Annotated in this window: 20 protein-coding genes and 1 pseudogene; 6 read left to right on the forward strand and 15 right to left on the reverse strand. The window is 72.1% G+C overall.

What is annotated here, in order from left to right:
• Nucleotides 1-372: 372 nt before the first annotated feature.
• Complete coding sequence (locus IE263_RS09535; protein WP_189934387.1) at nucleotides 373-1377, reverse strand: stage II sporulation protein M; 1005 nt, start codon at nucleotides 1375-1377, stop codon at nucleotides 373-375.
• 131 nt (nucleotides 1378-1508) lie between these two features.
• Between IE263_RS09535 and IE263_RS09540 the strand changes: the two genes are divergently transcribed.
• Nucleotides 1509-2465, forward strand: a complete 957-nt coding sequence (locus tag IE263_RS09540; RefSeq protein WP_189934389.1) for an RDD family protein — start codon at nucleotides 1509-1511, stop codon at nucleotides 2463-2465.
• Between the two features lie 26 nt (nucleotides 2466-2491).
• On the opposite strand, the gene IE263_RS09545 is transcribed toward IE263_RS09540, so the two are convergent.
• The 9 genes and pseudogenes from IE263_RS09545 to IE263_RS09580 form a co-directional block, all read right to left on the reverse strand.
• Nucleotides 2492-3106 (reverse strand): hypothetical protein, encoded by a 615-nt coding sequence (locus IE263_RS09545; RefSeq protein WP_189934391.1) that lies wholly within the window; start codon nucleotides 3104-3106, stop codon nucleotides 2492-2494.
• Between the two features lie 189 nt (nucleotides 3107-3295).
• Entirely contained in the window at nucleotides 3296-4753 is a 1458-nt protein-coding gene (gene ahcY, locus IE263_RS09550; protein WP_189934393.1) for an adenosylhomocysteinase, read from the reverse strand.
• Nucleotides 4754-5088: 335 nt separating this feature from the next.
• A complete protein-coding gene (locus IE263_RS09555; protein WP_189934395.1) occupies nucleotides 5089-6069 on the reverse strand; it encodes a cation diffusion facilitator family transporter in 981 nt (326 codons plus the stop codon).
• A 137-nt stretch (nucleotides 6070-6206) separates the two neighbouring features.
• On the reverse strand, nucleotides 6207-7358 hold the full coding sequence (manA, locus tag IE263_RS09560) for a mannose-6-phosphate isomerase, class I (protein ID WP_189934397.1): 1152 nt from the start codon (nucleotides 7356-7358) through the stop codon (nucleotides 6207-6209).
• Between the two features lie 122 nt (nucleotides 7359-7480).
• On the reverse strand, nucleotides 7481-8614 hold the full coding sequence (locus tag IE263_RS09565) for an SIS domain-containing protein (protein ID WP_189934399.1): 1134 nt from the start codon (nucleotides 8612-8614) through the stop codon (nucleotides 7481-7483).
• Between the two features lie 142 nt (nucleotides 8615-8756).
• Nucleotides 8757-8927 carry a Trm112 family protein gene (locus IE263_RS09570; protein ID WP_189934401.1) on the reverse strand — a complete coding sequence of 57 codons (171 nt, stop codon included), beginning with the start codon at nucleotides 8925-8927 and terminating at the stop codon, nucleotides 8757-8759.
• A 264-nt stretch (nucleotides 8928-9191) separates the two neighbouring features.
• Nucleotides 9192-10556, reverse strand: coding sequence for a phosphomannomutase/phosphoglucomutase (locus IE263_RS09575; protein ID WP_189934403.1), 1365 nt, complete (start codon nucleotides 10554-10556; stop codon nucleotides 9192-9194).
• 259 nt (nucleotides 10557-10815) lie between these two features.
• Nucleotides 10816-11115 (reverse strand): annotated as a pseudogene (locus IE263_RS48345) (L-lactate permease); the annotation flags it as partial.
• A 190-nt stretch (nucleotides 11116-11305) separates the two neighbouring features.
• The gene (locus tag IE263_RS09580) at nucleotides 11306-11728 is read right to left on the reverse strand and encodes a DUF3499 domain-containing protein (RefSeq protein ID WP_187826098.1); all 423 of its coding nucleotides are present in this window, start codon (nucleotides 11726-11728) and stop codon (nucleotides 11306-11308) included.
• A gap of 295 nt (nucleotides 11729-12023) precedes the next feature.
• Between IE263_RS09580 and IE263_RS09585 the strand changes: the two genes are divergently transcribed.
• Entirely contained in the window at nucleotides 12024-12473 is a 450-nt protein-coding gene (locus tag IE263_RS09585) for a metallopeptidase family protein (RefSeq protein WP_189934405.1), read from the forward strand.
• 34 nt (nucleotides 12474-12507) lie between these two features.
• Here IE263_RS09585 and IE263_RS09590 read toward each other — a convergent pair whose 3' ends face one another.
• The 3 genes from IE263_RS09590 to IE263_RS09600 all read right to left on the reverse strand — a co-directional run bounded on the left by IE263_RS09590 (nucleotide 12508) and on the right by IE263_RS09600 (nucleotide 18187).
• Nucleotides 12508-14019, reverse strand: a complete 1512-nt coding sequence (locus tag IE263_RS09590) for a DUF5719 family protein (RefSeq protein ID WP_189934407.1) — start codon at nucleotides 14017-14019, stop codon at nucleotides 12508-12510.
• On the reverse strand, nucleotides 14016-17723 hold the full coding sequence (locus IE263_RS09595) for a glycosyltransferase family 2 protein (protein ID WP_189934409.1): 3708 nt from the start codon (nucleotides 17721-17723) through the stop codon (nucleotides 14016-14018). Before IE263_RS09595 ends, IE263_RS09590 begins: the two co-directional genes overlap by 4 nt.
• 200 nt (nucleotides 17724-17923) lie before the next feature.
• Complete coding sequence (locus IE263_RS09600; RefSeq protein ID WP_030792866.1) at nucleotides 17924-18187, reverse strand: WhiB family transcriptional regulator; 264 nt, start codon at nucleotides 18185-18187, stop codon at nucleotides 17924-17926.
• Between the two features lie 717 nt (nucleotides 18188-18904).
• On the opposite strand from IE263_RS09600, the gene IE263_RS09605 reads away from it, so the two are divergent.
• From IE263_RS09605 to IE263_RS09620, 4 genes are all read left to right on the forward strand, one after another.
• Nucleotides 18905-19411: a cysteine dioxygenase gene (locus IE263_RS09605; protein WP_189934411.1), complete on the forward strand. Its 507-nt coding sequence runs from the start codon at nucleotides 18905-18907 to the stop codon at nucleotides 19409-19411.
• 85 nt (nucleotides 19412-19496) lie between these two features.
• Nucleotides 19497-20456: a 2-phospho-L-lactate transferase gene (gene cofD, locus IE263_RS09610; RefSeq protein WP_189934413.1), complete on the forward strand. Its 960-nt coding sequence runs from the start codon at nucleotides 19497-19499 to the stop codon at nucleotides 20454-20456.
• A complete protein-coding gene (locus tag IE263_RS09615; RefSeq protein ID WP_189934415.1) occupies nucleotides 20453-21772 on the forward strand; it encodes a coenzyme F420-0:L-glutamate ligase in 1320 nt (439 codons plus the stop codon). The genes cofD and IE263_RS09615 overlap by 4 nt, the downstream gene beginning before the upstream one ends.
• Nucleotides 21773-21968: 196 nt before the next feature.
• A complete protein-coding gene (locus IE263_RS09620) occupies nucleotides 21969-22982 on the forward strand; it encodes a DNA-3-methyladenine glycosylase family protein (protein ID WP_189934417.1) in 1014 nt (337 codons plus the stop codon).
• Between the two features lie 598 nt (nucleotides 22983-23580).
• Here the strand turns inward: IE263_RS09620 and manB are convergent.
• Nucleotides 23581-24663, reverse strand: coding sequence for a mannose-1-phosphate guanylyltransferase (manB, locus tag IE263_RS09625; protein WP_189934419.1), 1083 nt, complete (start codon nucleotides 24661-24663; stop codon nucleotides 23581-23583).
• Nucleotides 24664-24871: 208 nt separating this feature from the next.
• Nucleotides 24872-26314 carry a peptidoglycan recognition protein family protein gene (locus tag IE263_RS09630; protein ID WP_189934421.1) on the reverse strand — a complete coding sequence of 481 codons (1443 nt, stop codon included), beginning with the start codon at nucleotides 26312-26314 and terminating at the stop codon, nucleotides 24872-24874.
• Nucleotides 26315-26380: the final 66 nt, after the last annotated feature.

The raw sequence follows: 26380 nt of genomic DNA on the forward strand, positions 1-26380 counted from the left end.
ACCCGAGAGACTCTCTCAGGCTTTCCTCCGGGCGCTTCCCTTCGGTCTTGCGTTTCCGAGTCTATCAGATCTTTTCTCGATCCGATTTCCTCGGTGCTTTCCAGGCCACCGCTTTTGTTTCGCGGTTTCCTTTCCGGCGGTTCCGACTTTATCAGAAGTTCCAGGCCGGTCTGACCGGCCACTCATTTCCGATTCATCGGGAGGGGCTTCTGCGGAATCGATGTTCCGAGATGCCATATAGATACTCACTCGCTGCCGACCGAACCACGTCCAGTCCAGGCAACTGTTCGAATCTACCTCCCCACGCGCTCCGTGTCAACGGCTCTTGTGGGGCGAAGAGGAGACTAGCAGTTCAGCAAGCGTTCACGCACATCAGGCGGCCGTCGGCACCGTCGCGCTGCGCTCGGCTGCGTCGACATCGCCCGTGTCTCCGGCGCGGGCAGCCCTGCCGCCGAGGACGTAGACGTAGGCGAGGAAGGCCAGCTCGGCAGCGATGCCGATGGTGATGCGGGTCCAGGTGGGCAGACCGGAGGGGGTGACGAAGCCTTCGATGGCTCCCGAGACGAAGAGGACCAGGGCGAGGCCGATGGCCATGCCCACGGCGGCTCGGCCCTCCTCGGCGAGGGCGGTGCGTCGGGTACGGGGGCCCGGATCGATCAGGGTCCAGCCGAGGCGTAGGCCGGTACCGGCGGCGACGAAGACCGCGGTCAGTTCGAGGAGGCCGTGCGGGAGGACCAGGCCGAGGAAGGTGTCGAGTCGGCCCGCTGAGGACATGAGGCCGACGCCGATGCCCAGGTTGAGCATGTTCTGGAAGAGGATCCAGAGGACCGGGAGGCCCAGGAAGGCGCCCAGGACCAGGCACATCGCTGCGGCCTGGGCGTTGTTCGTCCAGACCTGGGCGGCGAACGAGGTCGCCGGGTGGCTCGAGTAGTACGTCTCGTACTGGCCGCCGGGTCGGGTGAGCTCCCGCAGTTCGCTGGGGGCCGCTATGGAGGACTGCACTTCCGGGTGGGTGCCGATCCACCAGCCCAGGAGGGCGGCGATCGCGGTGGAGGCGAGCGCGGTGGGTACCCACCAGTGCCGTGACCGGTAGACGGCGGCGGGGAAGCCCTGAGTGAGGAAGCGGGTGACGTCGCGCCAGGAGGCGCGTCGGGTGCCTGTCACGGCGCTACGCGCGCGTGCCACCAGTTGACTGAGGCGGCCGGTGAGCTGGGGGTCGGGGGCGCTGGACTGAATGAGGGAGAGGTGGGTGGCGGTGCGCTGGTACAGGGTGACGAGTTCGTCTGCCTCGGTGCCGGTGAGGTTGCGTCGGCGCAGGAGGGCGTCGAGGCGGTCCCACTCGGCTCGGTGGGCGGAGACGAAGACGTCGAGGTCCATCGGTGTGCCTGCTCCTCGGCTGTTTCCTCGGCGGCCGGTCGTAGGTGTCAGCTTGTCGTACTGCGGCGCCGTGTGCGCTCAGCTTGGCAGACTGGCCGTTGTCGGGGCAGGTCAGGGAAGGGACGGCGGGCGTGAGTGAGCTGGTGACCGGTGAGGCGGTGGCGCTGGAGCTGCGGCCTGCCAGGCTGCCCAGCAGGGCCTTGGCCGCGTTGCTGGACGTGACCGTGGCCCTGGTGGCCTACGTCGTCGTGAGCTTCGGCTTGCTGATGGCCACTGCGTCCTTGGACGAGGCGGCGCAGATCGCGGTGTCGATCGCCACGTTCCTGCTTGTGCTGGTGGGTGGGCCGATCGCGGTGGAGACGCTCAGCCATGGGCGGTCGCTCGGGAAGACGGCGTGCGGGTTGCGTGTGGTGCGGGACGACGGTGGGCCGATCCGGTTCCGGCACTCACTGGTGCGGGGCGCGCTCGGTGTCGTCGAGATACTGCTGACAGCGGGGGTGGTGGCGTGCATCGCCTCGCTCGTGTCGGCTCGTGGGCGGCGGCTCGGTGACGTCTTCGCCGGGACGCTGGTGGTGCGGGAGCGGGTGCCGGTGGCGCGGACGGGTTTCCTGCCGCCTCCGCCGCCGTGGCTGGCCGGGCAGTTCTCGGGGCTGGATCTGTCGGGGGTGCCGGACGGTCTGTGGCTGGCGATCAGGCAGTACCTCGGGCGGATGAGCCAGTTGGATCCGCAGGTCGGGTGGGCGATGGGAGAGCGTTTGGCTGGGGATCTGGCGGCGCGTACGGGGGTTCCGATGCCTCAGGGGGTGCCGCCGGCCGCGTATCTGGCGGCTGTGGTGCAGGAGCGGCAGGTCCGGGAGTCGCGGCGGGCGTTCGGGGGTGCGGGTGGTGTCGGGCAGTCCGGCATCGCGCCTGTCCACGGTCCGGCGGGTGCGCCGTCTCGTGGTGCACCGGTCGTTCAGGAGTCTGGTGCGGTCGGCGGGGTTCCGCCTGCGGCGCCGGAGCCTCCCGGTCAGGGCCGGCCGGCGGCGCCTGCGGATCGGATACCGCCGGCCGAGCGTCCGGCCACGGGGTTCGTGCCGCCTGCCTAGCTCCTTCTCGCGTTCGGTTCACGCGCTCAGTCGAAGGTCGACGGGGGCGATTCGAGGTCTTCCAGTTCGATGCCGGGTGCCGCGAGGACCACGTCGCCGGTGATGTGGACGGCGTGCTGTTCGCCCGTGTCCAGGGCTGTGACCTGGTATTCGTCCACGGTCAGGGGGCCGTTGTCAGTGGTGTGTGTTTGTCTGTTCACCAAGGCCCAGGACTGGTCCACGGTGCGCGGGGCGAGGACCGGGTCGGTGAAGGCGACGAGGCGTAGGCGGGTCGCGGGCGTGGAGGGGGTGAGGCGTAGGAGTCGGGTGGTGGCGATGAGGAAGGCGGGGGATGTGCCGGTGAAGGCATGGGCCTGGACGTTGCCTTCCGTGGCGTGGGTGCCGGTGGGGTCGGTGCGGACCCAGGTGACGCCGTCGAGCGCGGCGCCGCGGACCTGCCAGCTGCCGGCATGGAGTTCGAGGCGGAGGGGGCGGCCGAGGTCGTCGAGGGTGAGGTCGACGGAGCCGGTGTGATCGCCGGTGGAGGTGGTCAGCTGGGAGACATAGCGCCAGCCGGAGGGGCCGGGGGCGCATTGGAAGTGCTCGTGGGCGAGGGGGGTGTGATCGTGCGGATCGTGGAGCGAATAACGGCCGCGGGGCATGGGGGTCCTGGGGTGTGACGGGCTGGTCCGGTCACCTCGGCGAGTCGGCGCCGGCGCTTGTGGCGGCGGTCCGGCCGGAGGCCAATGGGGCAGGCCCCCGACACGGGGGTGCGGGGGCCTGCCTCGGAGGACCTGGCCGAGGAGCGCGTCCGTGGACGGGTGCGCTCCTCGGCGGGTGGGGCTGCGGACTCAGTAGCGGTAGTGGTCCGGCTTGTACGGGCCCTCGACCTCGACACCGATGTAGGCGGCCTGCTCGGGGCGGAGCGTGGTCAGCTTCACGCCGAGCGCGTCCAGGTGGAGACGGGCGACCCTCTCGTCGAGGTGCTTGGGCAGCGTGTAGACGCCGGTCGGGTACTCGTCGGGCTTGGTGAACAGCTCGATCTGGGCCAGGGTCTGGTCCGCGAAGGAGTTGGACATCACGAACGACGGGTGGCCGGTGGCGTTGCCGAGGTTCAGCAGGCGGCCCTCGGAGAGGACGATGATCTTCTTGCCGTCGGGGAAGGTCCAGGTGTGGACCTGCGGCTTGATCTCGTCCTTGACGATACCCGGGATCTTGGCGAGGCCGGCCATGTCGATCTCGTTGTCGAAGTGGCCGATGTTGCCGACGATGGCCTGGTGCTTCATCTTGGCCATGTCCGAGGCCAGGATGATGTCCTTGTTGCCGGTCGTGGTGATGAAGATGTCGGCGGTCTCGACGACCTCGTCCAGGGTGGTGACCTGGTAGCCGTCCATCGCCGCCTGCAGGGCGCAGATCGGGTCGATCTCGGTGATGATGACGCGGGCGCCCTGGCCGCGCAGGGACTCCGCGCAGCCCTTGCCGACGTCGCCGTAGCCGCAGACGACGGCGGTCTTGCCGCCGATGAGGACGTCGGTGGCGCGGTTGATGCCGTCGACGAGGGAGTGGCGGCAGCCGTACTTGTTGTCGAACTTCGACTTGGTGACGGCGTCGTTGACGTTGATCGCCGGGAAGAGGAGGACGCCGTCGCGCTGCATCTCGTACAGGCGGTGGACGCCGGTGGTGGTCTCCTCGGTGACGCCGCGGATCTCCGAGGCGAGCTGGGTCCACTTCTGGGAGCCCTCGGTGATGGTGCGGTTGAGGAGCTCGAGGATGACGCGGTGTTCCTCGTTCTCGGCGGTGTCGACGGAGGGGACCTTGCCGTCCTTCTCGTACTCGACGCCCTTGTGGACGAGGAGGGTGGCGTCGCCGCCGTCGTCGAGGATCATGTTGGGGCCGCCGGTGGGGCTGTCCGGCCAGGTCAGGGCCTGCTCGGTGCACCACCAGTACTCCTCCAGGGTCTCGCCCTTCCAGGCGAAGACCGGGATGCCCTGGGGGTTGTCCGGCGTGCCGTCGGGGCCGACGGCGATGGCGGCGGCCGCGTGGTCCTGGGTGGAGAAGATGTTGCAGGAGGCCCAGCGGACCTGGGCGCCCAGGGCGACGAGGGTCTCGATGAGGACGGCGGTCTGCACGGTCATGTGCAGGGAGCCGGTGACGCGGGCGCCGGCGAGGGGCTGGGAGGCGGCGTACTCCTTGCGGATCGCCATGAGGCCCGGCATCTCGTGCTCGGCGAGGGTGATCTCCTTGCGGCCGAACTCGGCCAGGGAGAGGTCGGCGACCTTGAAGTCCTGTCGGTTGTCGACAGTCGTCATTGCGAGCTGCTCCTCGGGGTTGGGTCGAGGTCTGGGTACGGCTGGTCTGCGCGGCGGCGGACACAGGGGTGCCCGAAAGGGACACAGGCATGCCCGCGTCGCGCAGCGCAGTCCGTCGGAGGCCCTCTCTCCCTCGGTCGGTCCGTGCGGGACCGCCCGACCGCCATCAGCAGCGACGTCTGGCTCCGTTCCAAGCTACACCGGAGGCGCGGCGCGGCCCCAGTCCACCTCCGAACAGATCACGCCGATCACGGAGGGTGAGGAGGGGCGGGAGAGAGGGGAAAAAGCCGCGGGGCCCGCCGGTGTTCGGCGAGCCCCGTGGGGTGGAGAGAGGGTCAGTGGTCGGCCGCGGGGTGGGCCGGGCCGCCCGGGGTGGCTTCGGGGTCGGCGCCCTTGGCGGCCTCGGCCTCGCTGTAGATGTCGGGCTCGAGGTAGATGACGCGGGCGATGGGGACGGCCTGGCGGATGCGGGACTCGGCGGCGTCGATGGCGTCGGCGATCTGGGTGGCCGTGTTGTCGTGCTGGACGGCGATCTTGGCAGCGACGAGGAGTTCCTCGGGGCCGAGGTGGAGCGTGCGCATGTGGATGACGCGGGTGACGGTGGCGCCGTCGACGATGGCGGCCTCGATCTTCTGGGTCTCCTCCGCGCCGGCGGCCTCGCCGAGGAGGAGGGACTTGGTCTCGATGGCCAGGACGACGGCGATGAGGACGAGCAGGACGCCGATGCAGATGGTGCCGATGCCGTCCCAGACGCCGTCACCGGTGATCAGGGCCAGGCCGACGCCGAGGAGGGCGAGGATCAGACCGACGAGCGCGCCCAGGTCCTCCAGGAGGACGACCGGGAGTTCGGGGGCCTTGGCATGGCGGACGAACTCGGTCCAGGACTTCCTGCCGCGCAGGACGTTGGACTCCTTGATGGCCGTCCGGAAGGAGAAGGACTCGGCGATGATCGCGAAGACCAGGACACCGACCGGCCAGTACCAGTGTTCGATCTCGTGCGGGTGCTTGATCTTCTCGTAGCCCTCGTAGAGGGCGAACATGCCGCCGACCGAGAAGAGGATGATGGAGACGAGGAAGGCGTAGATGTAGCGCTCGCGCCCGTAGCCGAAGGGGTGCTGCGGGGTGGCCTCGCGCTGGGCCTTCTTGCCGCCGACGAGGAGGAGGGCCTGGTTTCCGGAGTCGGCGAGCGAGTGGACGCCTTCGGCGAGCATGGACGACGAGCCGCTGAAGGCGAACGCCACGAACTTCGATGCCGCGATCGCGAGATTGGCGACGAGTGCCGCCACGATCGCCTTGGTGCCGCCTGACGCGCTCATGTGTTCGCGTGGTCCCTTCGTCCTGGGGGTCGTCCTCGGGGCGCTGGTGCCGTCGTCGGCTTTGCCCGTCCTTTGCGGTGGGTCATTGTTGCAGCCCGGTCCGCCATCCGTGTGCCCGGAGGGGCGAGTGGGATGCGTCAGGCGACGACGGTGGCCCGGAAGACCGTACCGGCTCCGGACACTTCGGCTGTTTCGCCCGCGGGGACGAAGACGGAGTGGCCGGGGGTCAGGGTGTGGTCGCCGGCGTGTACGGAGCCTGCCGTGCAGAGGAGGATCTGCGGGGTCGGGAGGGTGAGGTCGTGAGGGGCGGTGCCCTCCGGGAGGACGTAGCGGGAGAGGCGGAACTCGTCGATGGGGGTTTCGTAGACCTCCTCGCCGTCCGGGGTGGCCTCGGGGCGCAGTACGCCGGGGTCGCCGGGTTCGAAGCGGACGATGCGCAGGAGCTCGGGGACGTCGACGTGTTTGGGGGTCAGGCCGCAGCGCAGGACGTTGTCGGAGTTGGCCATGATCTCGACGCCGAGGCCGCTGAGGTAGGCGTGCGGGATGCCGGCGCCGAGGAAGAGGGCTTCGCCGGGCTGGAGGCGGACGTGGTTGAGGAGCATGGCCGCGAGGACGCCGGGGTCGCCCGGGTAGTGGTGGGCGATGCCGGCGTAGGGGGCGTAGTCGCCGCCGAGGCGGTCGCAGGCGGCTGCGGCGGCCGCGACGGTGTGGGCCATCTCCTCGGGGTCGGCGGTGAGGATCGCGGTGAGGACCTCGCGCAGGGCGGCGTCCTCGGGGTGGGCGTGCAGGAGGTCGACGTACGGCTTGAGGGAGTCGACGCCGAGGCCGTCGAGGAGGTCGGCGGCCTGGACGGGGGCGCGGAAGCCGCAGAGGCCGTCGAACTCGGTGAGGGCGCAGATGAGTTCGGGCTTGTGGTTGGCGTCCTTGTAGTTGCGGTGCGGGGCGTCCACGGGGATGCCGCGGCGCTCCTCGTCCTCGTAGCCCTCCTTGGCCTGTTCCAGGTTGGGGTGGACCTGCAGGGAGAGGGGGGCGCCGGCGGCGAGGATCTTGAGGAGGAAGGGGAGGCGGGGGCCGAATCTGGCCGTCGCCTTGGTCCCGAGTTCTCGCTCCGGGTCGGCCTCGATGACCTCGACGAGGGTGCCCCGGGCGGTGCGGGAGGGTGCGCCCGGGTGGGCGCCCATCCACATCTCGGCCTGCGGTTCGCCGGTCGGTTCGACGCCGAGCAGGCCGGGGATCGCGGTCGGGGAACCCCAGGCGTAGGGGCGGACGGTGTTGTCGAGGCGGTCCATGGTGGTGTCTCTGCCTGTCTGTCGGTCTGTCGCGGCGGCCCGCGGCGGTCGGGGCGCTGCGAGGGTCTGTCGGCGGGTGTCCGCGAGGGGCGTCGTCTGTCTGCGGACGTTCGGTCGCCAGATCAGGATCCCGAGGCGAGCGCCAGGTAAACGGCGGCGAAATCCGTGATGGCGATCAGTTCGGCGAGGCTGACGAGTTCGTCGCCGGCCTCTGGTTCGAGTTCGCTGATCGGCGTGTCGTGGCTGAGGGCCAGGTCACGGGCGGCCGGGGCGGCGGTGAGGCCGCCGATGGGGCGGTCGCGCAGGAGCACCACGCGCGCGTGCAGGGCGGGTTGTTCCTCGACGCGGTCGCGGAAGAAGTCGTCCGGGTCGGCGCTCGCGGCGAGGGGGCCGGCGAGCAGGGCGCTGTGGGAGGAGAGGGCCTCGGGGAGTTCGGAGACGACGGCGGGGCGGCCGGAGAGTTCGGCGAGCGCGGCGGCGAAGCGGCGGCCGGCGGGGCCGGCCGAGGTGCCCTCGGTCCAGATCACGGGGAGCGAGTCGGCGAGTTCGGCGGCCAGCGTCTTGGCCGGGTTGCTGTAGGTCGCGATGGCGGGGCCGCAGCGTTCGGCGATGTGGTCGAGGCGATCGGCGACCTTCTCGAGCGCGTCCGCGGGGGCGGAGAGCAGGGCGATGCGGTCCAGGAGCGCGAGGAGGGGCGTGAACAGGGCCCACAGGACGCCGGGTGCGGACGCGGCGACGGGGGGTTGCTCGTCGTGTTCGTACGGCGCGGTCGCCAGCGGTACGAACAGGCCGTGGGCGGCGGTCACCGCTTCGGTGAGCGGGGAGCGGGTGGGGGCCACGGCGACGACGGTGCAGCCGCGGCGGTAGGCATGCTCGGCGAGGAGGCAGAGGCCGGGTTCGGTGCCGTCGGGGGTGGCGATCAGGAGGAGGTCCACGGAGCCGACCCAGCCGGGGAGTTCCCAGCGCAGGGCGCCTGCGGCGGGGGCGACGCCGGTGGGGGCGAGGCGGATGACGGGGCAGGCGGCGCCGGCGAGGGTGCCGAGGAGGTCGGCGACACAGATGGCGGCGGCGCCGGGGCCTGCGATGAGGATCGCGCGCGGGCGGCCGTCCGGCTTGAGCTGGTGGACGCCGGCCTCGGTGGCGTGCCGGACCGCGGTGCGGACGCGGGCGCCGGCTTCGGCCGCTCCGCGCAGGAGGGCGCGGTGGTCCGCCTCGGCCAGGGCCTCCGGCGTGTCGAGCAGCGATTCGTCGAGCATGGCGTCAGTTCTCCGATCGCCGGGTCGTCGTCGGTGTGCGGGCGCCGGGGGTGCCGGGTTTGCCTGGGGTGGGGTGTTCCCTGCGCTGCCGTGGTCACCCCTGGGTGGGGCGCGGTGTCGGGGCTGCGTGCCGGGGCCGCCCTTACGCGGGGCGGCGGGCCTCGTCGACGAGGAGGACGGGGATGCCGTCGCGGACGGGGTACGCCAGGCCGCAGTCCTGACCGGTGCAGATCAGCTCGGCGTCCTGCTCCTTGAGGGGGGCGTGGCAGACCGGGCAGGCGAGGATCTCCAGGAGGCCGGCTTCGAGCGGCATGGGGTGTCCCTTCGGTTGTGGGGTTGTACGGATGTGCCTGGTCAGCGTACCGCTGGTGGGGGTGGGGTGTTGGGGTGACCGTCGGGGGGGTTTCGCCCTGCCGCCCTTGCCCGTTCCCCTCCCCGGGGTTCTGCCCCTTCGCCCCCGCCAGGGGATTCGCCCCGGGTCGGAGGCGGAACCCCGTCGCGTCACTCCCGCAAGGCTGCGGGGCCGGTCAGGCCCCGCTCGGTGGGCGCGCCCTCGAGCCCCTCGCCCAGCCGCTCCTCAGTCCCGGATGACCGCCAGCACCTCGTCCCGGATCTTCCGCATCGTCGCCTCGTCCCGTGCCTCCGCGTTCAGGCGGAGGAGGGGCTCGGTGTTGGAGGGGCGGACGTTGAACCACCAGTCCTCGGAGGTGACCGTGAGGCCGTCGAGTTCGTCGAGGGTGATGCCCTCGCGGGTGCCGTACGCGGCCTTGATCGCCGCGATGCGGGCCTCCTGGTCGTCGACGGTGGAGTTGATCTCGCCGGAGCCGGTGTAGCGCTCGTACTGGGCGACAAGGGAGGACAGGGGGGACTCCTGGCCGCCGAGGTCGGCGAGGACGTGGAGGGCGGCCAGCATGCCGGTGTCGGCGTTCCAGAAGTCCTTGAAGTAGTAGTGGGCGGAGTGTTCGCCGCCGAAGATCGCGCCGGTGCGGGCCATCTCGGCCTTGATGAAGGAGTGGCCGACGCGGGTGCGGACGGGGGTGCCGCCGTTCTCCTTCACGACCTCGGGGACGGTCCAGGAGGTGATCAGGTTGTGGATGATCGTGCCCTCGCCGCCGTGTCGGGCGAGTTCGCGGGCGGCGACGAGAGCGGTGATCGCGGACGGGGAGACCGGGTCGCCCTGTTCGTCGATGACGAAGCACCGGTCCGCGTCGCCGTCGAAGGCGAGGCCGAGGTCGGCGCCCTCCTCGCGGACCCGCTTCTGCAGGTCGACGAGGTTGGCCGGGTCGAGGGGGTTGGCCTCGTGGTTCGGGAAGGTGCCGTCCAGCTCGAAGTACATGGGGACCGACGTCAGGGGCAGGCCGGCGAAGACCGTGGGGACGGTGTGGCCGCCCATGCCGTTGCCCGCGTCGACGACGACCTTCAGGGGGCGGATGGACGTCAGGTCGACGAGTGAGCGGAGGTGCGCCGCGTAATCGTCCAACGTGTCGGCCCTGGTGATGGTTCCCGGGGTCGGGGCGGGTTCGGGGGCGCCCGACTCCGTCCAGTACTCGACGAGTTCGCGGATCTCCGCCAGGCCGGTGTCCTGGCCGACCGGGGCCGCGCCCGCGCGGCACAGCTTGATGCCGTTGTACTGCGCCGGGTTGTGCGAGGCGGTGAACATGGCGCCCGGCAGGTTCAGCGCGCCCGAGGCGTAGTACAGCTGGTCCGTGGAGCACAGGCCGATCTCGGTGACGTGCACGCCGCGTGCCGCCGCGCCGCGGGCGAAGGCGCCGGACAGGCCGGGCGAGGAGGGGCGCATGTCGTGGCCGACGACGATCGCCCGGGCGTCGGTGATCTGGGCGAAGGCAGCCCCGAACAGCTCGGCCAGCGACTCGTCCCACTGGTCCGGGACCACCCCGCGTACGTCGTACGCCTTCACGATCTGCGACAGATCAGCAGCCACGGCCAAACCTTCCTTAAAGTCCTGTGAGTCACCACAAACTACCCGGCGCGACCGACAGCCCGCCGGGGGTCCGCCGTGTCCGGCCCACAGACGTGACCTCACGCGCGATCCGCCGCGTGACCTCAGGTCCGGGCCGCCCCTACGGAAGCATCCAGTCCCGTACCGGTCGGCTTCCGGCCGACCACGATGAGGCACCTCACGAGCAGCGAGCCGATGCTCCAGGGCAGCACCTTGCGCAGGTCGCCCTCGGCAGCGTGCCGCCCGTCACCGCGGACGCGCGGACCGCCTCGGGGCGGGCACGCGCGCGTGCGGTACGGCGACCAGGGCGCCCGCGCCGGGCCAAGGCGGCGCCGATGTCGGCGAGTTACGCGGCGACGGAGTGGGAGGCGGCCAACTGGGCGACGGCCAAGGCGATTCCGCACACCAGGGCGGTCAGCCAGACCTCGCGCAGACCTCACCGGCCGTCCACCGGGCCGGCCAGCACGAGGGGCACGACGAGGGCCGGCAGCGGGGTCTGACGGGCCGACACCGAGGCCACGGCGACCAGGGGCAGGCCGGCACGAGGGTCAGGGCCACCACAAGGGCGGGCGGCGAGCGGGCCCGCGAGGGGTTGCGGTTCCTGGACGTGGCAGGGCAGCCGTGCCCCCGCCACATGGAAAGCGATTTCTACAATCCCCGCCGAACGGAACCGTCGTGTCCGTGCCAACGGCGCGTCAACGGGTGTGCGTCAGCCCTCGCGACGCAGGGCTTCAGTTGTCCGGCGACCGCAGGACCCGCAGATGGCCGCGGCGCGCGACCTCCATCGGGTCCGCCCCCCGGCCTCCGCCGCCGGCCCCGGCTGCACGTTCCTGCGGGCGGGCCGCTTCACGGACGGCGTTGGCAAGCGCTTCCAGATCGTCGCCACTGGGGCGCGCGGGAGCCGAACCGTCGAGGAGGCGGACGACCTCCCAGCCACGCGGGGCGGTGAGGCGCTCGGAGTGCTCGGCGCACAGGTCATAACAGTGGGGTTCGGCGTAGGTGGCGAGCGGGCCGAGGACCGCGGTCGAGTCGGCGTAGACGTACGTCAGCGTCGCGACGGCGGGTCGGCCGCAGGCGGTTCGCGAACAGCGACGTACAGGGCTCACGACGTTGGACGGTACCGCACTCTTGAGCGGGCCGCGACGACTCTCCACCAGGTCACTCCACCGTGTCGTGTTGTGAAACGCCCCACAGACCACTCCAGTCATACCCCGCTGACCTGCATGAACGCCAGCCCCTGGGACAAGGAAGGCCACACGGTCCGGTCACCACACGGCACAAACACCATCAATTGCCATGAGTTCGTCGGTCTCGGAGAGATACGGAATCGAGCCCAACCTTGGCTGGAATGGTCATCCTGCGACATGCCGTGCGGAGCGGCCGGACGGTGGCGAGGTTGCTGCGTGGGGCCGGGCGGCCGGGCGCGGCGGGGACTACGCTGCAGTAGTGATGGACAGCCCCGTACCGCCCCGTGCCGCAGGCCCCGGGCCCCGTCGTCGTGATCGCCACGGCCGGGGCATGCGGGGACCGATCGCACCCCCTCAGGTGCCGTTGGCCGCGAGCCGCGCCGAGGTGTTCGCGGATCTGGTGCAGGACTCCGTGGAGCGGCTGGAGCGGCGGTGGCCGCAGCTCGCCGAGATCGACTTCCTGGTGCTGGAGGTGCCGCGGCTGGACGGGGCCGCGGGGCCGTGGAACGACGAGGCGGTGCCGCTGGGCGGGACCATGCCCGCGCGGGAGGGGCATCGGGCGCGGGTCGTCGTCTATCGGCGGCCGGTCGAGATTCGCACCAAGGGGCGCGACGAGCGGGCCGCGCTGGTCCACGAGGTTGTGGTGGAGCAGGTGGCGGAGTTGTTGGGGCTCACTCCGGAGACGGTGGATCCCCGATACGGGGAGGACTGAGGGACGCGAGGACCGAGCCGCGGGTGGGCGGTCTTCACCCGCTGCTTTTCTGCAGCACCGTCAGATCCTCGTCCGCCTCCGGTACCGACACCGTTCCCCTGTCGTCCGGCAGCGTCTGGATCGTGAAGGCCGGGAGGTCGTCCACCGAGGTCGTCAGGGTGCGGGAGGCGTAGACGGGGACGGGGGTGAGGGGTTCCACGGTCAGGGCGTAGGTGCCCTTCAGGCCTGTGGGGACGGGCAGTTCGACGTCCTGGGTGGTGCCGGACTTGATCGTGTACGTCTTGGAGGCCGCCGTGCCTCCCCCGGTGCCCGCCGAGGCGGTGACCTTCACCTTCGCGGTGCCTCTGGGGGCGGTCAGGGAGAGGGTGGAGCCCTTGGCGGTGTTGTCGGCGACGGACGCGCGCGTGCCGACCGGGCTCGCGGCGGGGATGAACGCCGACTCCTGCTTGTCGCCCTTGCCGCGCACGATTCGTACGGCGGCGGCGACCGGCACGGACCGGTCGGTGGGGGTCAGGACCAGCGAACCGGCCTCCCCGCGCGTGATGTCGCCCAGATCCATGGCGGTCGTCATGCCCGCCTTGACGTGCAGCGTCTCCTGCCCGGCCGGGGTGATCAGGCCGGAGGGCGAGGCGAGTTGGACTTTCAGATCCGCGTCGGCGTCTCCCGGTGTGAAGGCGACCAGGCGGACGGCCGTGGCGTCCTTGGGGATGCCGGGGAGCACCAGGCTGCCCGCCGGATCGGTGGACGGGGCCAGCCAGTCCCCGCCGAGCTTGTCGTCCAGGGCCTGTGCGGCCGCCCCGACACGGCCGCTGCGGACGTTGACGTGGACGGTGAGGTCGTCCTGCTTCTCGTCGGTGAGCGTGGACAGCAGGATCGGCTCGCTGGAGTGCGGCGGGACGGTGATGTCCTCGCCGACCGTGGTCGCCACGGCGCCGTCCTTGCCGTAGAGCTCGATGTCGGCGACGGCGGCGGAGTCGTCCGGGTTGGTGAGATGGACGTAGTCCGTGCGGTCGGCCGCCGTGCTGACGCCGGGGAACCAGAACTCCGTGTCCGGTGAGGTGCAGGTGACGCCGAGCAGGCCGCGGCCGGTGCCGGCGGCGACCTGGGTGGTCTCCTGGACCGTCCAGCCGGGCGCGAACTTCCCCTCGGCGGTGCCCACGAGCGCGGGCGCGTCGCCGCCGGAGGTGTCGCCGGTGACGGGCGTACCGGGTGCCTTGGGGGTGAGGACGGGCTTGGCCGCCGTCTTCTTCTTACCGTCCGCGGCGCTCCCGGCCGCGGCCGACTCCGCGGGGGCGGACTGGAGTTCGGCCGTGCCGTCGCTTCCCGTGCCCTTGGTGACGGGCGTGAACGACGTGTACGTCGTCTCGGCGATATCGGAGCTGCTGGGCGCCGGGCAGAGCAGGCTGGTGCGCTCCACGGGCAGGACGGCGGCCGCCTTGGCGGTGTCCGCGCCGGGGGCGGCCGCCGGCTCGGTGAGCGTGGCGAAGCCGGTGACGGCGGCGAGCGCGGCCGTGCCGGCGATCAGGGACAGGGTGGTGCGCTTCACTGCTGGCTCCCGTCGGGGCGCTCGCTGCCGGTGCCGTGGGGGTGCTGGGGGTCCGGGTCGTAGCCGGGGTCGTAGCCGCCGTGGCCGTAGGACGACGGGTCGTATCCCTGCTGGTAGGCCTGGTCGTAGGCGGCCGCGGCCTCGGGCCTGCCCTCGTAGGCGTACGGGTCGTACTGGCCGGCCTGGTAGGGGTCGTAGGCCGCCTGGTCGTAGGTGCCCGCCGGGTACTGCTGCTGGGCGCCCTGATACTGCTCGTTGCCGTAGCCGCCGTACTCGGTGCCCGCGTGGCTCGGCGTGTCCCTCCCCCAGGCTCGAACGTCCTCGCCCGGGGGCACCCCCATGCCGTAGGACTGCTGCTGAGGCACCGCGACCGGGGTCTCCTCCTGCGCGGGAGACGGGAGTTCCTCGTCCAAGGCGGGTTCCTCGGACTCGGCCTGGGCGCGCAGACGGCGGGCGCGGCGGCCCTCGCCGGCGGTGGCCTGGGCGGGCAGGGGCTGCTCCTCGGGGAGGTCGTCGTCGACGTCGCGGCGGCGGCCGGGGAGGGCGAGGACGACGAGGACGAGGGCGAGGAAGCCCTGCGCCCACAGCCAGGCGGTGTGGGTGAACGGGTCGTCGTAGGTGACGTCCAGCGTTCCGCCAGAGGCGGGGAGTTCGAAGCCCTGGGCCCAGCCGTCGACGGTGGTGGGGGTGAGCGGCTTGCCGTCCAGGGTGGCCGTCCAGCCGTCTGCGGCGGCGTCGGCCAGGCGCAGGATCCGGCCGTCGGAGCCGTCGGGGACGGTGGTGTGGATGTCGACGGGGCCCGCGGCGACCGCTGTGGCGGTGCCCTTGCCGGACTCGGTGACGATGGCCGCGCGGGAGACCTCCTGGTTGACCCGCCACAGGGCACTGCCGTCCTGCTGGCTGAGCCGCTTCAGGCCGGGCGTGGCGTCCAGGACGCGGGTGACCTCGCGGGGAGCGCCCTTGTGCACGAGGACGTAGCGCACGGCGAACTTGCCGAGCTGGTCGCTCTGGTCGCCGCCGGAGCCGGCGACGAGGTGGGCGACGACCTTGTCGAGGGTGGCGTTCTCGCCGTCGGCCGCGGCGAGTTCGGCGTCGCCGAGGCGGGCGCCGGAGCCGCGGACCAGCATGTAGCCGACGTGGGCGGCGGAGTCGCTGTCGAGGACGAGGGTGCGTGCCTGGTCGCGGTTGCCGGCGTCCTCGGCGACGAACGCCGGCACCTGGACGGGGTCGCGGCGCTCCAGCGGGCCGTCGGCCCCGCCGAGCATCCAGCCGACGGCGACGAGCAGCGGGCCCGCGGCCGACGCGAAGGCGATGAGGGCGGCGACCGGCTGGCGCCAGCCGAAGCTCTGCTCGGCGACACGCGCGCGTGCGCCGTCGGCGCCGAGGACGGCGGCGGCGAGCAGGGCGATGCCGTAGACGAGGGTGGCGGGGCCGGCCCAGGCGGAGCTGTTGGACAGGACGGCGAAGACGAGGCCCACCAGGGCGACCGCCCAGGCCGTCCAGATACCGGACTGGCGCTCGGAGCGCAGCAGGGCGGCGAGCGCTGCCAGCACGATACCGATGAGCATCAGTCCGTCGACCGTGCCGGGTCCGCCGGGACTGGCGCCGAGCAGGTCGAGCGCGGAGGCCGCCGAGGGGCCGTACTCCAGGCCGGCCTCGGTGAAGAAGCCGAACGGCAGCAGCGACAGCGACCAGGGCGCGAGAAGCAGCAGGGGCGTGCCGAGCTGGGCCAGGAGGCGCGGGCCGTAGGCGAGGACGTCGGTGCGGCGCACGGCCAGGACGGCGAGGCCGAGGACCAGGGCGATGGGCCAGACGATCGGCGTGAACGCGGTGGTGATCGTCAGCAGCAGCGCGTACGCCCAGGTGGCCCGCCAGCTGCCGCGCGCCCCCGAGGAGTTGGCCAGGCCGCTCGCGGCGATGCCCGCGCGCGCGATGAGCGGCAGCAGGACGGCCAGGACGGCGGTGCCGATACGGCCGCCGGCGAGGGCGCCGGTGGCGGCGGGCAGGAAGGCGTAGACGACGGCGCCCCACGCGCGCAGGAGACGGGAGGCGACCAGTGGGCGGGAGGCGAAGTAGGCGGTGAAGCCGGCCAGCGGCACCGAGCAGACGAGCAGGACGGTGACGGCGAGGCCGGTCGAGCCGAACAGCAGGGAGGCCAGCAGCGCGACGATCGCGAGGTAGGGAGGCGCGGACGGGGTGCCGCCGGCGCCCACCGGGTGCCAGGCGTCCAGATAGCGCGACCACAGCTCGGAGGCGTCGGCCGGTGCGGGCAGCAGGGCGCCGCCCGCGAGCGCGCCGCCGCCCAGGAGGTTGCGGCAGGCGATGAGGGAGACGAGCAGCAGGACCAGGAAGAGCACCGGGCCGGGCTTGCGGGCGATGCGCTTGAGGCGGGCGAACTGCTCGATCTCCAGGAAGTCGGCGTCGTCGCCGCCGGGACCGGACTCGATGGCGCCGCCGTGCCGCCCCGCGCCGGTGGTGGTCTCGGCGTCGGAGGCGCCGAAGAAGTCGCCGGCGACCTGCTCGACGGTGGCCCGCACGGTCGCGCCGGGCGGCGGGAACAGCGCCCGCAGCTCATCCTTGTCGACCTGTGGGCGGCCGCGCCTGCGCCGGCCGGCGATGATCTTCTCGGGCCGCAGCAGCGTGCCCAGCAGACCGCGGATCTCGTCGACGGCCTGTCCGGGCACCTTGCCGACGAGGTAGGCGACGGTCCGCAGCAGCGTGCCGAGGACCACGCGGACGAGGATCCAGGGCAGCAGGGCCGTACGGCTGTTGACGAGGAGGGTGTAGACGGCGCCGGCCTTGTCGACCTTGTGGGGGGAGGCCGTGGTGCGGCCCGCGCAGTCGACCGTGCGCCGCTCGCGGGAGGCGGCCTCGGCGTGTCGTACGACGGCGTCGGGGGCGACGAGGACGCGGTGGCCGGCGGCGTGCGCGCGCCAGCACAGGTCGACGTCGTCACGCATGAGGGGGAGGCGGCGGTCGAAACCGCCGAGTTCCTCGAAGACGTCACGGCGGATGAGCATGCCGGCGGTGGACACGGACAGCACGGGACGGACGTGGTCGTGCTGACCCTGGTCCTGTTCGCGGCGGTCCAGGCCGGTCCAGCGGCGGCCGGAGTGGGCGATGGTGACGCCGACCTCGAGGAGCTGGCGGCGGTCGTACCAGCCGCGGAGCTTGGGGCCGACGACGGCCACGTCGTCGCGGCCCAGTTCGAGTTCGTTGTCCACGACGCGCAGCAGTTCGGCCAGGGCGTCGGGTTCGGGGGCGCAGTCGTCGTGCAGCAGCCACAGCCACTGGATCGGTTCGCCGTACGGGAGGTCCGGCAGGTCGTAGGCGTCGTCGCGCCAGGTGCGCGTGACGGGGTCCCAGCCGCTGGGGCGCTTCAGGTACGGCAGTTCCTCGGGCGTGAGGACGGGGGCCGTGCGGTTGGCCTCCTCGACGGCCTGGCCGAATCCGGTGCGCCGGGCGAGGTGCAGGACGCGGTCGGCGCCCAGGGCGTCGGCGACCAGCTGGGCGGAGTCGTCCGCGCTGCCGGTGTCGGCGGCCATGGCGGACTGGACGGGTCGCTCCTGGCCGAGCAGCCCGGCGAGCGCGTCGGGCAGCCAGCGGGCACCGTCGTGGGAGACGAGGACCGCGGTCACCACATGGCGCGGGAACTCAGGTGTGGCAGCGTCGTGTTGGGCTGCCGTGTGGCTGTGCACGGACATCGAGGTACGGGCCCCGGTTCGATGGACTGCGGTGGACGCCTGCGCCGTGTGGGGGCGGCGGGGCGTCTCGGACGAGCGACCACACTATCGGCTGGGCATGACGGCGGCCCGCCGCCTGTGGACAACCCCACCTGCGACGGGCCGCGCGCACCGTCCTGCGGATGTGTACGGGCGATGTCCGGCCGTACCTGCGCGGCCGCTCAGACGGCGGCCTTCTTCAGCCGGCGGCGCTCCCGTTCGGACAGGCCGCCCCAGATACCGAAGCGTTCGTCGTTGGCGAGGGCGTACTCGAGGCACTCGGAGCGGACCTCGCAGGCGAGGCAGACCTTCTTGGCCTCGCGGGTGGAGCCGCCCTTCTCGGGGAAGAAGGACTCGGGGTCGGTCTGGGCGCACAGTGCGCGCTCCTGCCAGCCGAGTTCCTCACCCGCGTCGTCGACCAGCAGTTGCTGCACCAGCTCGGTCATGTGCGCCCCTCGCTCTGTCTTTTTCGCAGTCCCCGTGACGTGGCCGTTACCGTTTTCGGCTGAACGACACGAGTGAAATTACAAGTGTGCTGCTCCGGGCGAGTCAAGCCGAGATCTGCTATTGGGCCCCTTATTCACTCTGCGGAACCAAGGCCGCGCGGTAAGTGTTCAAATCACCATAAACCTTGGCAAGCAGATGAGGCCCCGACGGGCCACCGGCCCCGCACAGCGCCTGTACGGGGAAGGACGCCCAGGGGTTCGATCCCGTTCCGACACGCGTGCGGAAACGAACCGGATCACAGTCGGATCACGGGATCGCAACGAGGCTTGCGCGCCCGGCATGTGCGCCATGTGTCCCGGTGAGGGCCTGCACAAACCTTTCACCTGAGAGATGACCCTGATGAGGTGAAGCGGTCCCACATAGCGGCCGTCGAGTTGACACCGGAGGTGTAAACCGGTGTCCTTGTGGGCATGCTCGCGAACTTGGCGCTCACCTCGACCCGCACTGCCGGGTCCCCCGGTGCTGCCCGCGCTCGCTGTAGCTGTTGTTGCTGTTCCAGCTGTTGAGCCCGACGCGTTCCAGCTGATCCTGAGTCCCTGTGACTCGGCTGCTTGTTCCCACGCCCGGACCCGGGCACCCCTCTCGCCCGTGACCCGGGCGGACGGTACGCGACACCCAGCCCCCACTCTTCTCCGCCGAGGAACCACCGCACCCCTATGAACAGCGACAGCGACCTCCAGATCGCCGGCGACATCCTCGAAGTCCCGCATCTCCTGCAGGCTCAGCGCGAACACCCGGCCACCGTCGCCGAGTTCGTCGGCCTGGCCCGCTCCATCGCCGCCGACCGCTCCCAGTGGGAGCACCTCGTCCAGTACGACGCGACGACGCGCTGGTACCACCGGCTGCGCACCGGTCCCGGCTACGAGGTGTGGCTGCTGTCCTGGGTTCCCGGGCAGAGCAGCGGACTGCACGACCACGGCCGCTCCTCCGGAGTGCTGACCGTCCTGGACGGCACGCTGACCGAGCGCACCGAGCGCGGCACGCGCGTGCTGGGCGCCGGCGCGCAGAGGGTCTTCGCGCCGGGCTACGTGCACGAGGTCGTCAACGACGCGCTCGAGCCGGCGGTCAGCCTGCACGTCTACTTCCCGGGCCTGACCGAGATGCCCATGCACACCGCCCCGTACTGCGACGGACGGGTCGAGCCGCGTGCCGTGACCGCCTGACGGCGACTTGCGCGACGCGTTGTCGTACCCGCCTGACGGCGACATGCGCGACGCGTTGTCGTACCCGCCTGCAAGACTTGCCCCCATGCGCATTGTGGTTCTGGCAGGCGGCATCGGCGGTGCCCGGTTCCTGCGCGGTCTGAAGCGGGCCGTGCCGGACGCGGACATCACGGTCATCGGCAACACCGGGGACGACATCCACCTCTTCGGGCTGAAGGTCTGCCCGGACCTCGACACGGTGATGTACACGCTCGGCGGCGGCATCAACGAGGAGCAGGGCTGGGGGCGGGCCGACGAGACCTTCCATCTGAAGGAGGAGCTCGCGGCGTACGGCGTCGGGCCCGCGTGGTTCGGGCTGGGCGACCGGGACTTCGCCACGCACATCGTGCGGACACAGATGATCGGCGCCGGGTATCCGCTGAGCGCGGTGACCGAGGCGCTGTGCGACCGGTGGAAGCCGGGCGTACGGCTGATCCCGATGAGCGACGACCGCGTCGAGACGCATGTGGCGGTCGAGGTCGACGGGGAACGCAAGGCGGTGCATTTCCAGGAGTACTGGGTGCGGCTGCGGGCGTCGGTGCCGGCCGAGGCGATCGTGCCCGTCGGCGCGGAGCAGGCGAAGCCCGCGCCGGGCGTCCTGGAGGCGATCGCGGCCGCGGACGTCGTCCTCTTCCCGCCGTCGAACCCGGTCGTGTCCGTCGGCACGATCCTCGCCGTACCCGGCATCCGGGAGGCGATCGCCGACGCCGGGGTGCCGGTGGTGGGCCTGTCCCCCATCGTCGGGGACGCGCCCGTGCGCGGCATGGCCGACAAGGTGCTCGCGGCGGTCGGCGTGGAGTCGACGGCCGCGGCGGTCGCCGAGCACTACGGCTCGGGGCTGCTCGACGGGTGGCTCGTGGACACCGTGGACGCGGGTGCCGTGGAGCGCGTCGAGGCCGCCGGGATCCGCTGCCGGGCCGTGCCGCTGATGATGACGGACGTCGACGCGGCCGCGCAGATGGCCCGGGAGGCGCTGGCGCTGGCGGAGGAGGTGCGGGACGCGTGAGCGACGCACTCGAGAACGGCTACCGGGTCTGGGCCGTGCCCGGCCTGCCCGAGGTGCAGGCGGGGGACGACCTCGCCAAGCTGATCGCCGCCGCCGAGCCGGGGCTCGCCGACGGGGATGTGCTGCTGGTGACGTCGAAGATCGTGTCCAAGGCCGAGGGCCGCGTCGTCCGGGCGGACGACCGGGAGGCCGCGATCGACGCCGAGACCGTACGGGTCGTGGCCCGGCGCGGGACGCTGCGGATCGTCGAGAACCGGCAGGGGCTGGTGATGGCCGCCGCGGGTGTCGACGCCTCCAACACCCCTTCCGGGACGGTGCTGTTGCTGCCCGAGGACCCGGACGCGTCCGCGCGGACGATCCGGGACGGGCTGCGCAACGCCCTCGGCGTCGATGTCGGTGTCGTCGTCACCGACACCTTCGGGCGGCCCTGGCGCGCGGGGCTCACGGACGTGGCGATCGGCGCCGCCGGGGTGCGGGTGCTGGACGATCTGCGCGGCGGTACGGACGCGTACGGCAATCCGCTGAGCGCGACGGTCGTCGCGACGGCGGACGAGCTGGCCGCCGCGGGGGACCTGGTGAAGGGGAAGGCCGCCGGGCTGCCCGTGGCCGTGGTGCGCGGGCTGGGGCACGTCGTCGCCACCGACGGCGACGGCGACGGGGAAGGGGCGCGGGCCATCGTGCGCGGCGCGCGCGACGACATGTTCCGGCTCGGCACGTCCGAGGCGGTGCGGCTGGCGGTCACCCAGCGGCGGACGGTGCGGTCCTTCACGGACGAGCCCGTGGACCCCGGTGCGGTACGGCGGGCGGTCGCCGCGGCCGTCACGGCGCCGGCGCCGCACCACACGACGCCGTGGCGGTTCGTGCTGCTGGAGTCGGAGGCGGCGCGGGTCCGGCTGCTGGACGCGATGCGGGACGCGTGGGTCGCGGACCTGCGGCGGGACGGCAAGTCGGAGGAGTCGATCGCCAAGCGGGTACGGCGGGGGGACGTGCTGCGGAATGCGCCGTACCTGGTCGTGCCGTGCCTGGTGATGGACGGGGCGCACACGTACGGGGACGCTCGGCGGGACGCGGCCGAGCGGGAGATGTTCGTGGTGGCGACCGGGGCCGGCGTGCAGAACTTCCTCGTCGCGCTGGCCGGGGAGCGGCTGGGGTCGGCGTGGGTGTCGTCGACGATGTTCTGCCGGGATGTGGTGCGGGAGGTGCTGGAGTTGCCGGAGGGGTGGGATCCGATGGGGGCGGTGGCGGTCGGGCATGCGGCGGAGGAGCCGAAGGCCCGGGCGGAGCGGGATGCGGGGGTGTTCATCGAGGTGCGGTGAGCGACGTCGGCGGACGCGTGCGCTCGTTTCTTCTGCTCTGATTGCGTCTGCGCTCGTTGCTTCCGCCCTCGTTTGCTTCTGCCCTCGTTTGCTTCTGCCCTCGTTGCGCCTGCTCCTGTTGCGCTCGTTCTTGTTGCGCCTGCTCCCGTTGCACCTACTCTCGTAGGTCTCCACCGCCTTCCCGAGGACCTCTCTCGTGTCAGGACGATTCGCTCCGCGGCCCACGCGTACGACCGTGCGCGGGGGGCAAGTCGTCGTGCCCGCGGGGGTGCCGCGGCAGGCCGGTTCCCGGGCGGGGCGGGTGCGGACGTGGGTGCCGGAGGGACCGCTCGATCTCGGGCTGGTGCTGGGACCGCTGCGGCGTGGACCCGGGGATCCGACCTTCCGGGCGATGCCCGACGGGTCCGTGTGGCGGGCCAGTCTGACGCCCGCCGGAGCCGGGACGTTGCGGATCAGTGTGGCTTCCGGAAGCGGTGCGGTACGGGGGGAGGCTTGGGGGCCCGGCGCCGAGTGGCTGTTGGAGCAGATGCCGGAGATGCTCGGCGCCGCGGACGATCCGGCCGCCTTCGAGCCTCGGCACCGGCTGGTCGCGATGGCGCGGCATCGGCGGCCGGGGCTGCGGCTGACGCGGACCGGGCTGGTGCTGGAGTCGCTGATCCCGTCGGTGCTGGAGCAGAAGGTCACCACCGATGAGGCGTATCGGGCGTGGCGGTTGCTGGTGCGGAAGTTCGGGGAGCCTGCGCCGGGGCCTGCGGCGGGCGGGCGGTTGTGGGTGATGCCGGCGCCGCGGACGTGGGCGCTGATTCCGTCGTGGGAGTGGCATCGGGCCGGGGTCGACAACAAACGGGCGTCGACGATCCTGCGGGCGGTGCGGGTCGCTGCGCGGCTGGAGGAGGCGGTTCGGATGGAGCCGTGTGCCGCGCAGGAGCGGTTGGAGGTCGTGCCGGGGATCGGGCCGTGGACGTCGGCGGAGGTGGTGCAGCGCAGTCATGGGGCGGCGGATGCGGTGACCGTGGGGGATCTGCATCTGCCGCGGATCGTGGGGTGGGCGTTGGCCGGGGATCGGTCGGCGGACGACTCGGTGATGCTGGAGTTGCTGGAGCCTTATGCGGGGCAGCGGCATCGGGCAGCTCGGTTGATTCTGCTGAGTGGGCGGGTTCCGCCTCGGCGGGCGCCGCGGATGCCGGTGGGGGACATCGGGAGGTTGTGAGAGGGGGTGCGTTGTGGTTGCCGTAGGGGTGTTTTCGCCCCCGCCGCCCCTACCCTTCCCGACCTCCAGGGGCTCCGCCCCTTCGACCCCACCAGGGGCTCCGCCCCCTGGACCCCGGCGGGGCTCCGCCCCTGCACCCACGCCGGACCGCCCGCCCCGCTACCCCGGACGGGCTGCGCCCCTGCAACCCCACCAGGGGACTCCGCCGCCTGAACCCCGGCGAGGGCTGCGCCCCCTACACCCCACTCGGGGCTACCGCCCCTGCATCCCGGCGGGGCTCCGCCCCTGCACCCAACGCCGGACCGCCGCTCCGCTACCCCGGAGGGGCTCCGCCCCTGCGACCCCGCCAAGGGACTCCGCCGCCTGAACCCCGGCGAGGGCTGCGCCCCTGCACCCCACTCGGGGCTACCGCCCCTGCATCCCACCAGGGGCTCCGCCCCCTGAACCCCGGCGGGGCTGCGCCCCCTACACCCTCGCGGGGCTGCGCCCCGCACCCCCGCTTCGGCCCTGAAACGGGCCTCGTCCTCAAACGCCGGACGGGCTGAATGACCCCGACCGGCGTTTGAAGTCACCCGTGTTTACGCCCCTATTTACGCCCCTACTGATCCGAGGAGAACCGCACCGCCCCCGCCGGGATCCGCGCGTCGCACCAGACGCGGGCGCCTTCGCGGAGTTCGTTGTCGGGGCCGACGATCGCGCCGTCGCCGATGACCGTGCCGGTGAGGACGGAGCGTTCGCCGACGCGGGCGCGGGTGCCGATGAGGGAGTCGGTGATGACGGCGCCGGGTTCGATCACCGCGCCGGGGAGGATTGTCGAGCCGAAGACGCGCGCGCCCTCCGCGACGAAGGCGCCCTCGCCCACCACCGTGCCGCCGGTGAGTTTCGCGTCGGGGGCGACCGTGGCCGTGGGGAGGATGAGGCGGTCGCCGCAGCGGCCGGGGACGGCCGGGGACGGGGCGCGGCCGAGGACGAGGTCCGCCGAGCCGCGGACGAAGGCCGCCGGGGTACCCAGGTCCAGCCAGTACGTGGAGTCGACCATGCCCTGGAGGTGGGCGCCGGCCGAGAGGAGATCAGGGAACGTCTCCCGCTCCACCGAGACCGGGCGGCCCAGCGGGATCGTGTCGATGACCGAGCGGCGGAAGACGTACGCGCCCGCGTTGATCTGGTCGGTGACGATCTCCTCGGGGGTCTGGGGCTTCTCCAGGAAGGCCAGGACCTTGCCGGTGTCGTCGGTGGGGACCAGGCCGTAGGCCCGGGGGTCCGTCACCTTCGTCAAGTGCAACGAAACGTCTGCCGACGTCGCCTCGTGGGTGGCCACCAGTCTTCTGATGTCGAGGCCCGTGAGGATGTCGCCGTTGAAGACGAGTACCGGGTCGTCGGGGCCCGAGTGCAGCCGGGACGCGACGTTGCGGATCGCGCCGCCCGTGCCGAGGGGCTCCTCCTCCGTGACGTACTCGATGTGGAGGCCGAGCGACGAGCCGTCGCCGAAGTACGGCTCGAAGACCTCCGCCAGATAGCTCGTCGCGAGGACGATGTGGTCCACGCCCGCCGCTTTCGCCCGCGCCAGTTGGTGCGTCAGGAACGGCACCCCCGCTGCCCTGACCATTGGCTTGGGCGTGTGCACCGTGAGCGGGCGCAGCCGGGTGCCCTTGCCGCCGACCAGGAGGATCGCTTCTGTCACCTTCGTCTCTGCTTCCTGCCGGGACCGGCCGAACTGTCTTTCGGCCGGCCAGTGTATGCAGACCGTTGCGTGGCAACTTCGATGGCCGTGCGGTGTTCCATGCGCTGTCCCCCCGACGGCTGTGGAATGTGCCCCCCACTGGACGTGTCCTCCGCCGCCTCCGGTTTCCGCCGGGGCCTCCCCAGGCCCCCGGCGTCCCGGACCCGCCTCAACGACCCTGGTAGCGGGCCGCCGTTGAGCGGGCCGAGCCGAGCTTGCCGTAGAGCTGCCGTCCTGGGCATTCCGTGGCGAAGCCGTCCCGGTGGCCGGAGATCACGTTCAGTCGTACGTTCTTACCTTTTGCGTACAGATTGCCACCACCCGACTTCAGGTATGTCTTTCCGCGCGGATTCGCCCCGAACAGGCCAAGCTTCCACGCCGTCAGACGGGCGATGGCGTTCACCGCCGCGGCGGACGGCTTCGCGGTGCTGAACGTACCGAGAACGGCGATCCCCATGCTGTTGGTGTTGAAACCCAGGGTGTGGGCGCCCAGGATCGCCTTGGTCACTCCCCCGGCGCGGCCCTCGTAGATGCTTCCGCACTTGTCGACGAGGAAGTTGTAGCCGATGTCCCGCCAGCCCATGCTCTTGACGTGGTAGCGGTAGATACTGCGGATGACTGAGGGCGCCTGGGAGCACTTGTAGTTGTTGCCTGTCGCCGAGTGGTGCACGAAGGCCGCCTTGACCGTATTCGTGTAGCGGAACGCCTTCTCCCGCATGCTCTCGTCGGCGCCCCAGCCGCGTCGGGTGACGATGCGCGGGCGCGGGCCGATGTAGGGCTTGGCCTGCCGGCGCTCCGTCAGTTCGCCCTGGCGCAGGGAGAGAAGTTCACGTTCTGTTCCTGCTCGGTCGAGGGCGGGGATCCCGGTGGCGCCGAGGGGGGCGAGGTCCGTGTTGGCGGCGGAGGCGGCGATGGTCCGAGCGGTCATCGCGGTCGCCGCCCCCCGCGGGGCGCCGACGGGGCCCCATGGGGTCACGGCACGGCTGCGGGGCGGGCCGACGGGCGCGTGGGCGGAGGGCTCCGTTCCGGGGTCGACCAGTTCGAGGCGCAGGCCCTTGGGGAGCGGGGGTGCCGCCGACGCGGTGAGGGGGCCGCGGGCGGTGTCCTCCGTACGGGTGGCGGCGGTGGGGATGACGCGGACCTCCACGCCGTCGGATTCGCCCACCCACAGGGGGGCGGTGGCGCCGCGGACGCGGTGTGAGGCGCGTTCGGACGTGCCGGGGTCGGCGCCGTGCTCGGCGCTGTGGGTCTCGAGGTCCTGCCAGCCGGACCAGGTGCCGGTGCCGGCGGCGCGGGTGCGGACCTGGGCGCCGCCGTGCAGTTCGGCGTCCGGGTCGTCCCAGACGACGCCCACGAGGGAGAAGGGGCGTACGTCCCGGCGGGGCAGGCCCTGTTCCGCGCCGGGGGCACGGTCGCGGGCGAGGGAGGTCAGAGGCAGCGACTGGGTGCTGCCGGGGAGCGGGGCGGCGGGGCTCGTGGCCGGGGCCGCGACGACGGTCGGCTCCGCGGTCGGCGCCGGTCGCGCCGTTGTCGCGGCAGCGGGCGGCGTCAACGGGAGGGCGAGGGCCGCCGCACAGGTGACACCGATCGAGGAAGCAAGCAATCCACGCATGCGACCGATCCTGGACAGGGCCATACGTATCCGCACATCGGGGAACTGACGGCCCGTCGGGTGCGT

The sequence above is a fragment of the Streptomyces aurantiogriseus genome, assembly GCF_014649375.1.
Taxonomy (GTDB): Bacteria; Actinomycetota; Actinomycetes; order Streptomycetales; family Streptomycetaceae; genus Streptomyces; species Streptomyces aurantiogriseus.

What these genes read in the sequence shown, in the direction of transcription:
- IE263_RS09535 (WP_189934387.1), bottom strand. Translation starts at nt 1,377, where the DNA reads ATGGACCTCGACGTCTTCGTCTCCGCCCACCGAGCCGAGTGGGACCGC.
- IE263_RS09545 (WP_189934391.1), bottom strand. Translation starts at nt 3,106, where the DNA reads ATGCCCCGCGGCCGTTATTCGCTCCACGATCCGCACGATCACACCCCC.
- ahcY (WP_189934393.1), bottom strand. Translation starts at nt 4,753, where the DNA reads ATGACGACTGTCGACAACCGACAGGACTTCAAGGTCGCCGACCTCTCC.
- IE263_RS09555 (WP_189934395.1), bottom strand. Translation starts at nt 6,069, where the DNA reads ATGAGCGCGTCAGGCGGCACCAAGGCGATCGTGGCGGCACTCGTCGCC.
- manA (WP_189934397.1), bottom strand. Translation starts at nt 7,358, where the DNA reads ATGGACCGCCTCGACAACACCGTCCGCCCCTACGCCTGGGGTTCCCCG.
- IE263_RS09565 (WP_189934399.1), bottom strand. Translation starts at nt 8,614, where the DNA reads ATGCTCGACGAATCGCTGCTCGACACGCCGGAGGCCCTGGCCGAGGCG.
- IE263_RS09570 (WP_189934401.1), bottom strand. Translation starts at nt 8,927, where the DNA reads ATGCCGCTCGAAGCCGGCCTCCTGGAGATCCTCGCCTGCCCGGTCTGC.
- IE263_RS09585 (WP_189934405.1), top strand. Translation starts at nt 12,024, where the DNA reads ATGGACAGCCCCGTACCGCCCCGTGCCGCAGGCCCCGGGCCCCGTCGT.
- IE263_RS09595 (WP_189934409.1), bottom strand. Translation starts at nt 17,723, where the DNA reads ATGTCCGTGCACAGCCACACGGCAGCCCAACACGACGCTGCCACACCT.
- IE263_RS09600 (WP_030792866.1), bottom strand. Translation starts at nt 18,187, where the DNA reads ATGACCGAGCTGGTGCAGCAACTGCTGGTCGACGACGCGGGTGAGGAA.
- IE263_RS09605 (WP_189934411.1), top strand. Translation starts at nt 18,905, where the DNA reads ATGAACAGCGACAGCGACCTCCAGATCGCCGGCGACATCCTCGAAGTC.
- cofD (WP_189934413.1), top strand. Translation starts at nt 19,497, where the DNA reads ATGCGCATTGTGGTTCTGGCAGGCGGCATCGGCGGTGCCCGGTTCCTG.
- IE263_RS09630 (WP_189934421.1), bottom strand. Translation starts at nt 26,314, where the DNA reads ATGCGTGGATTGCTTGCTTCCTCGATCGGTGTCACCTGTGCGGCGGCC.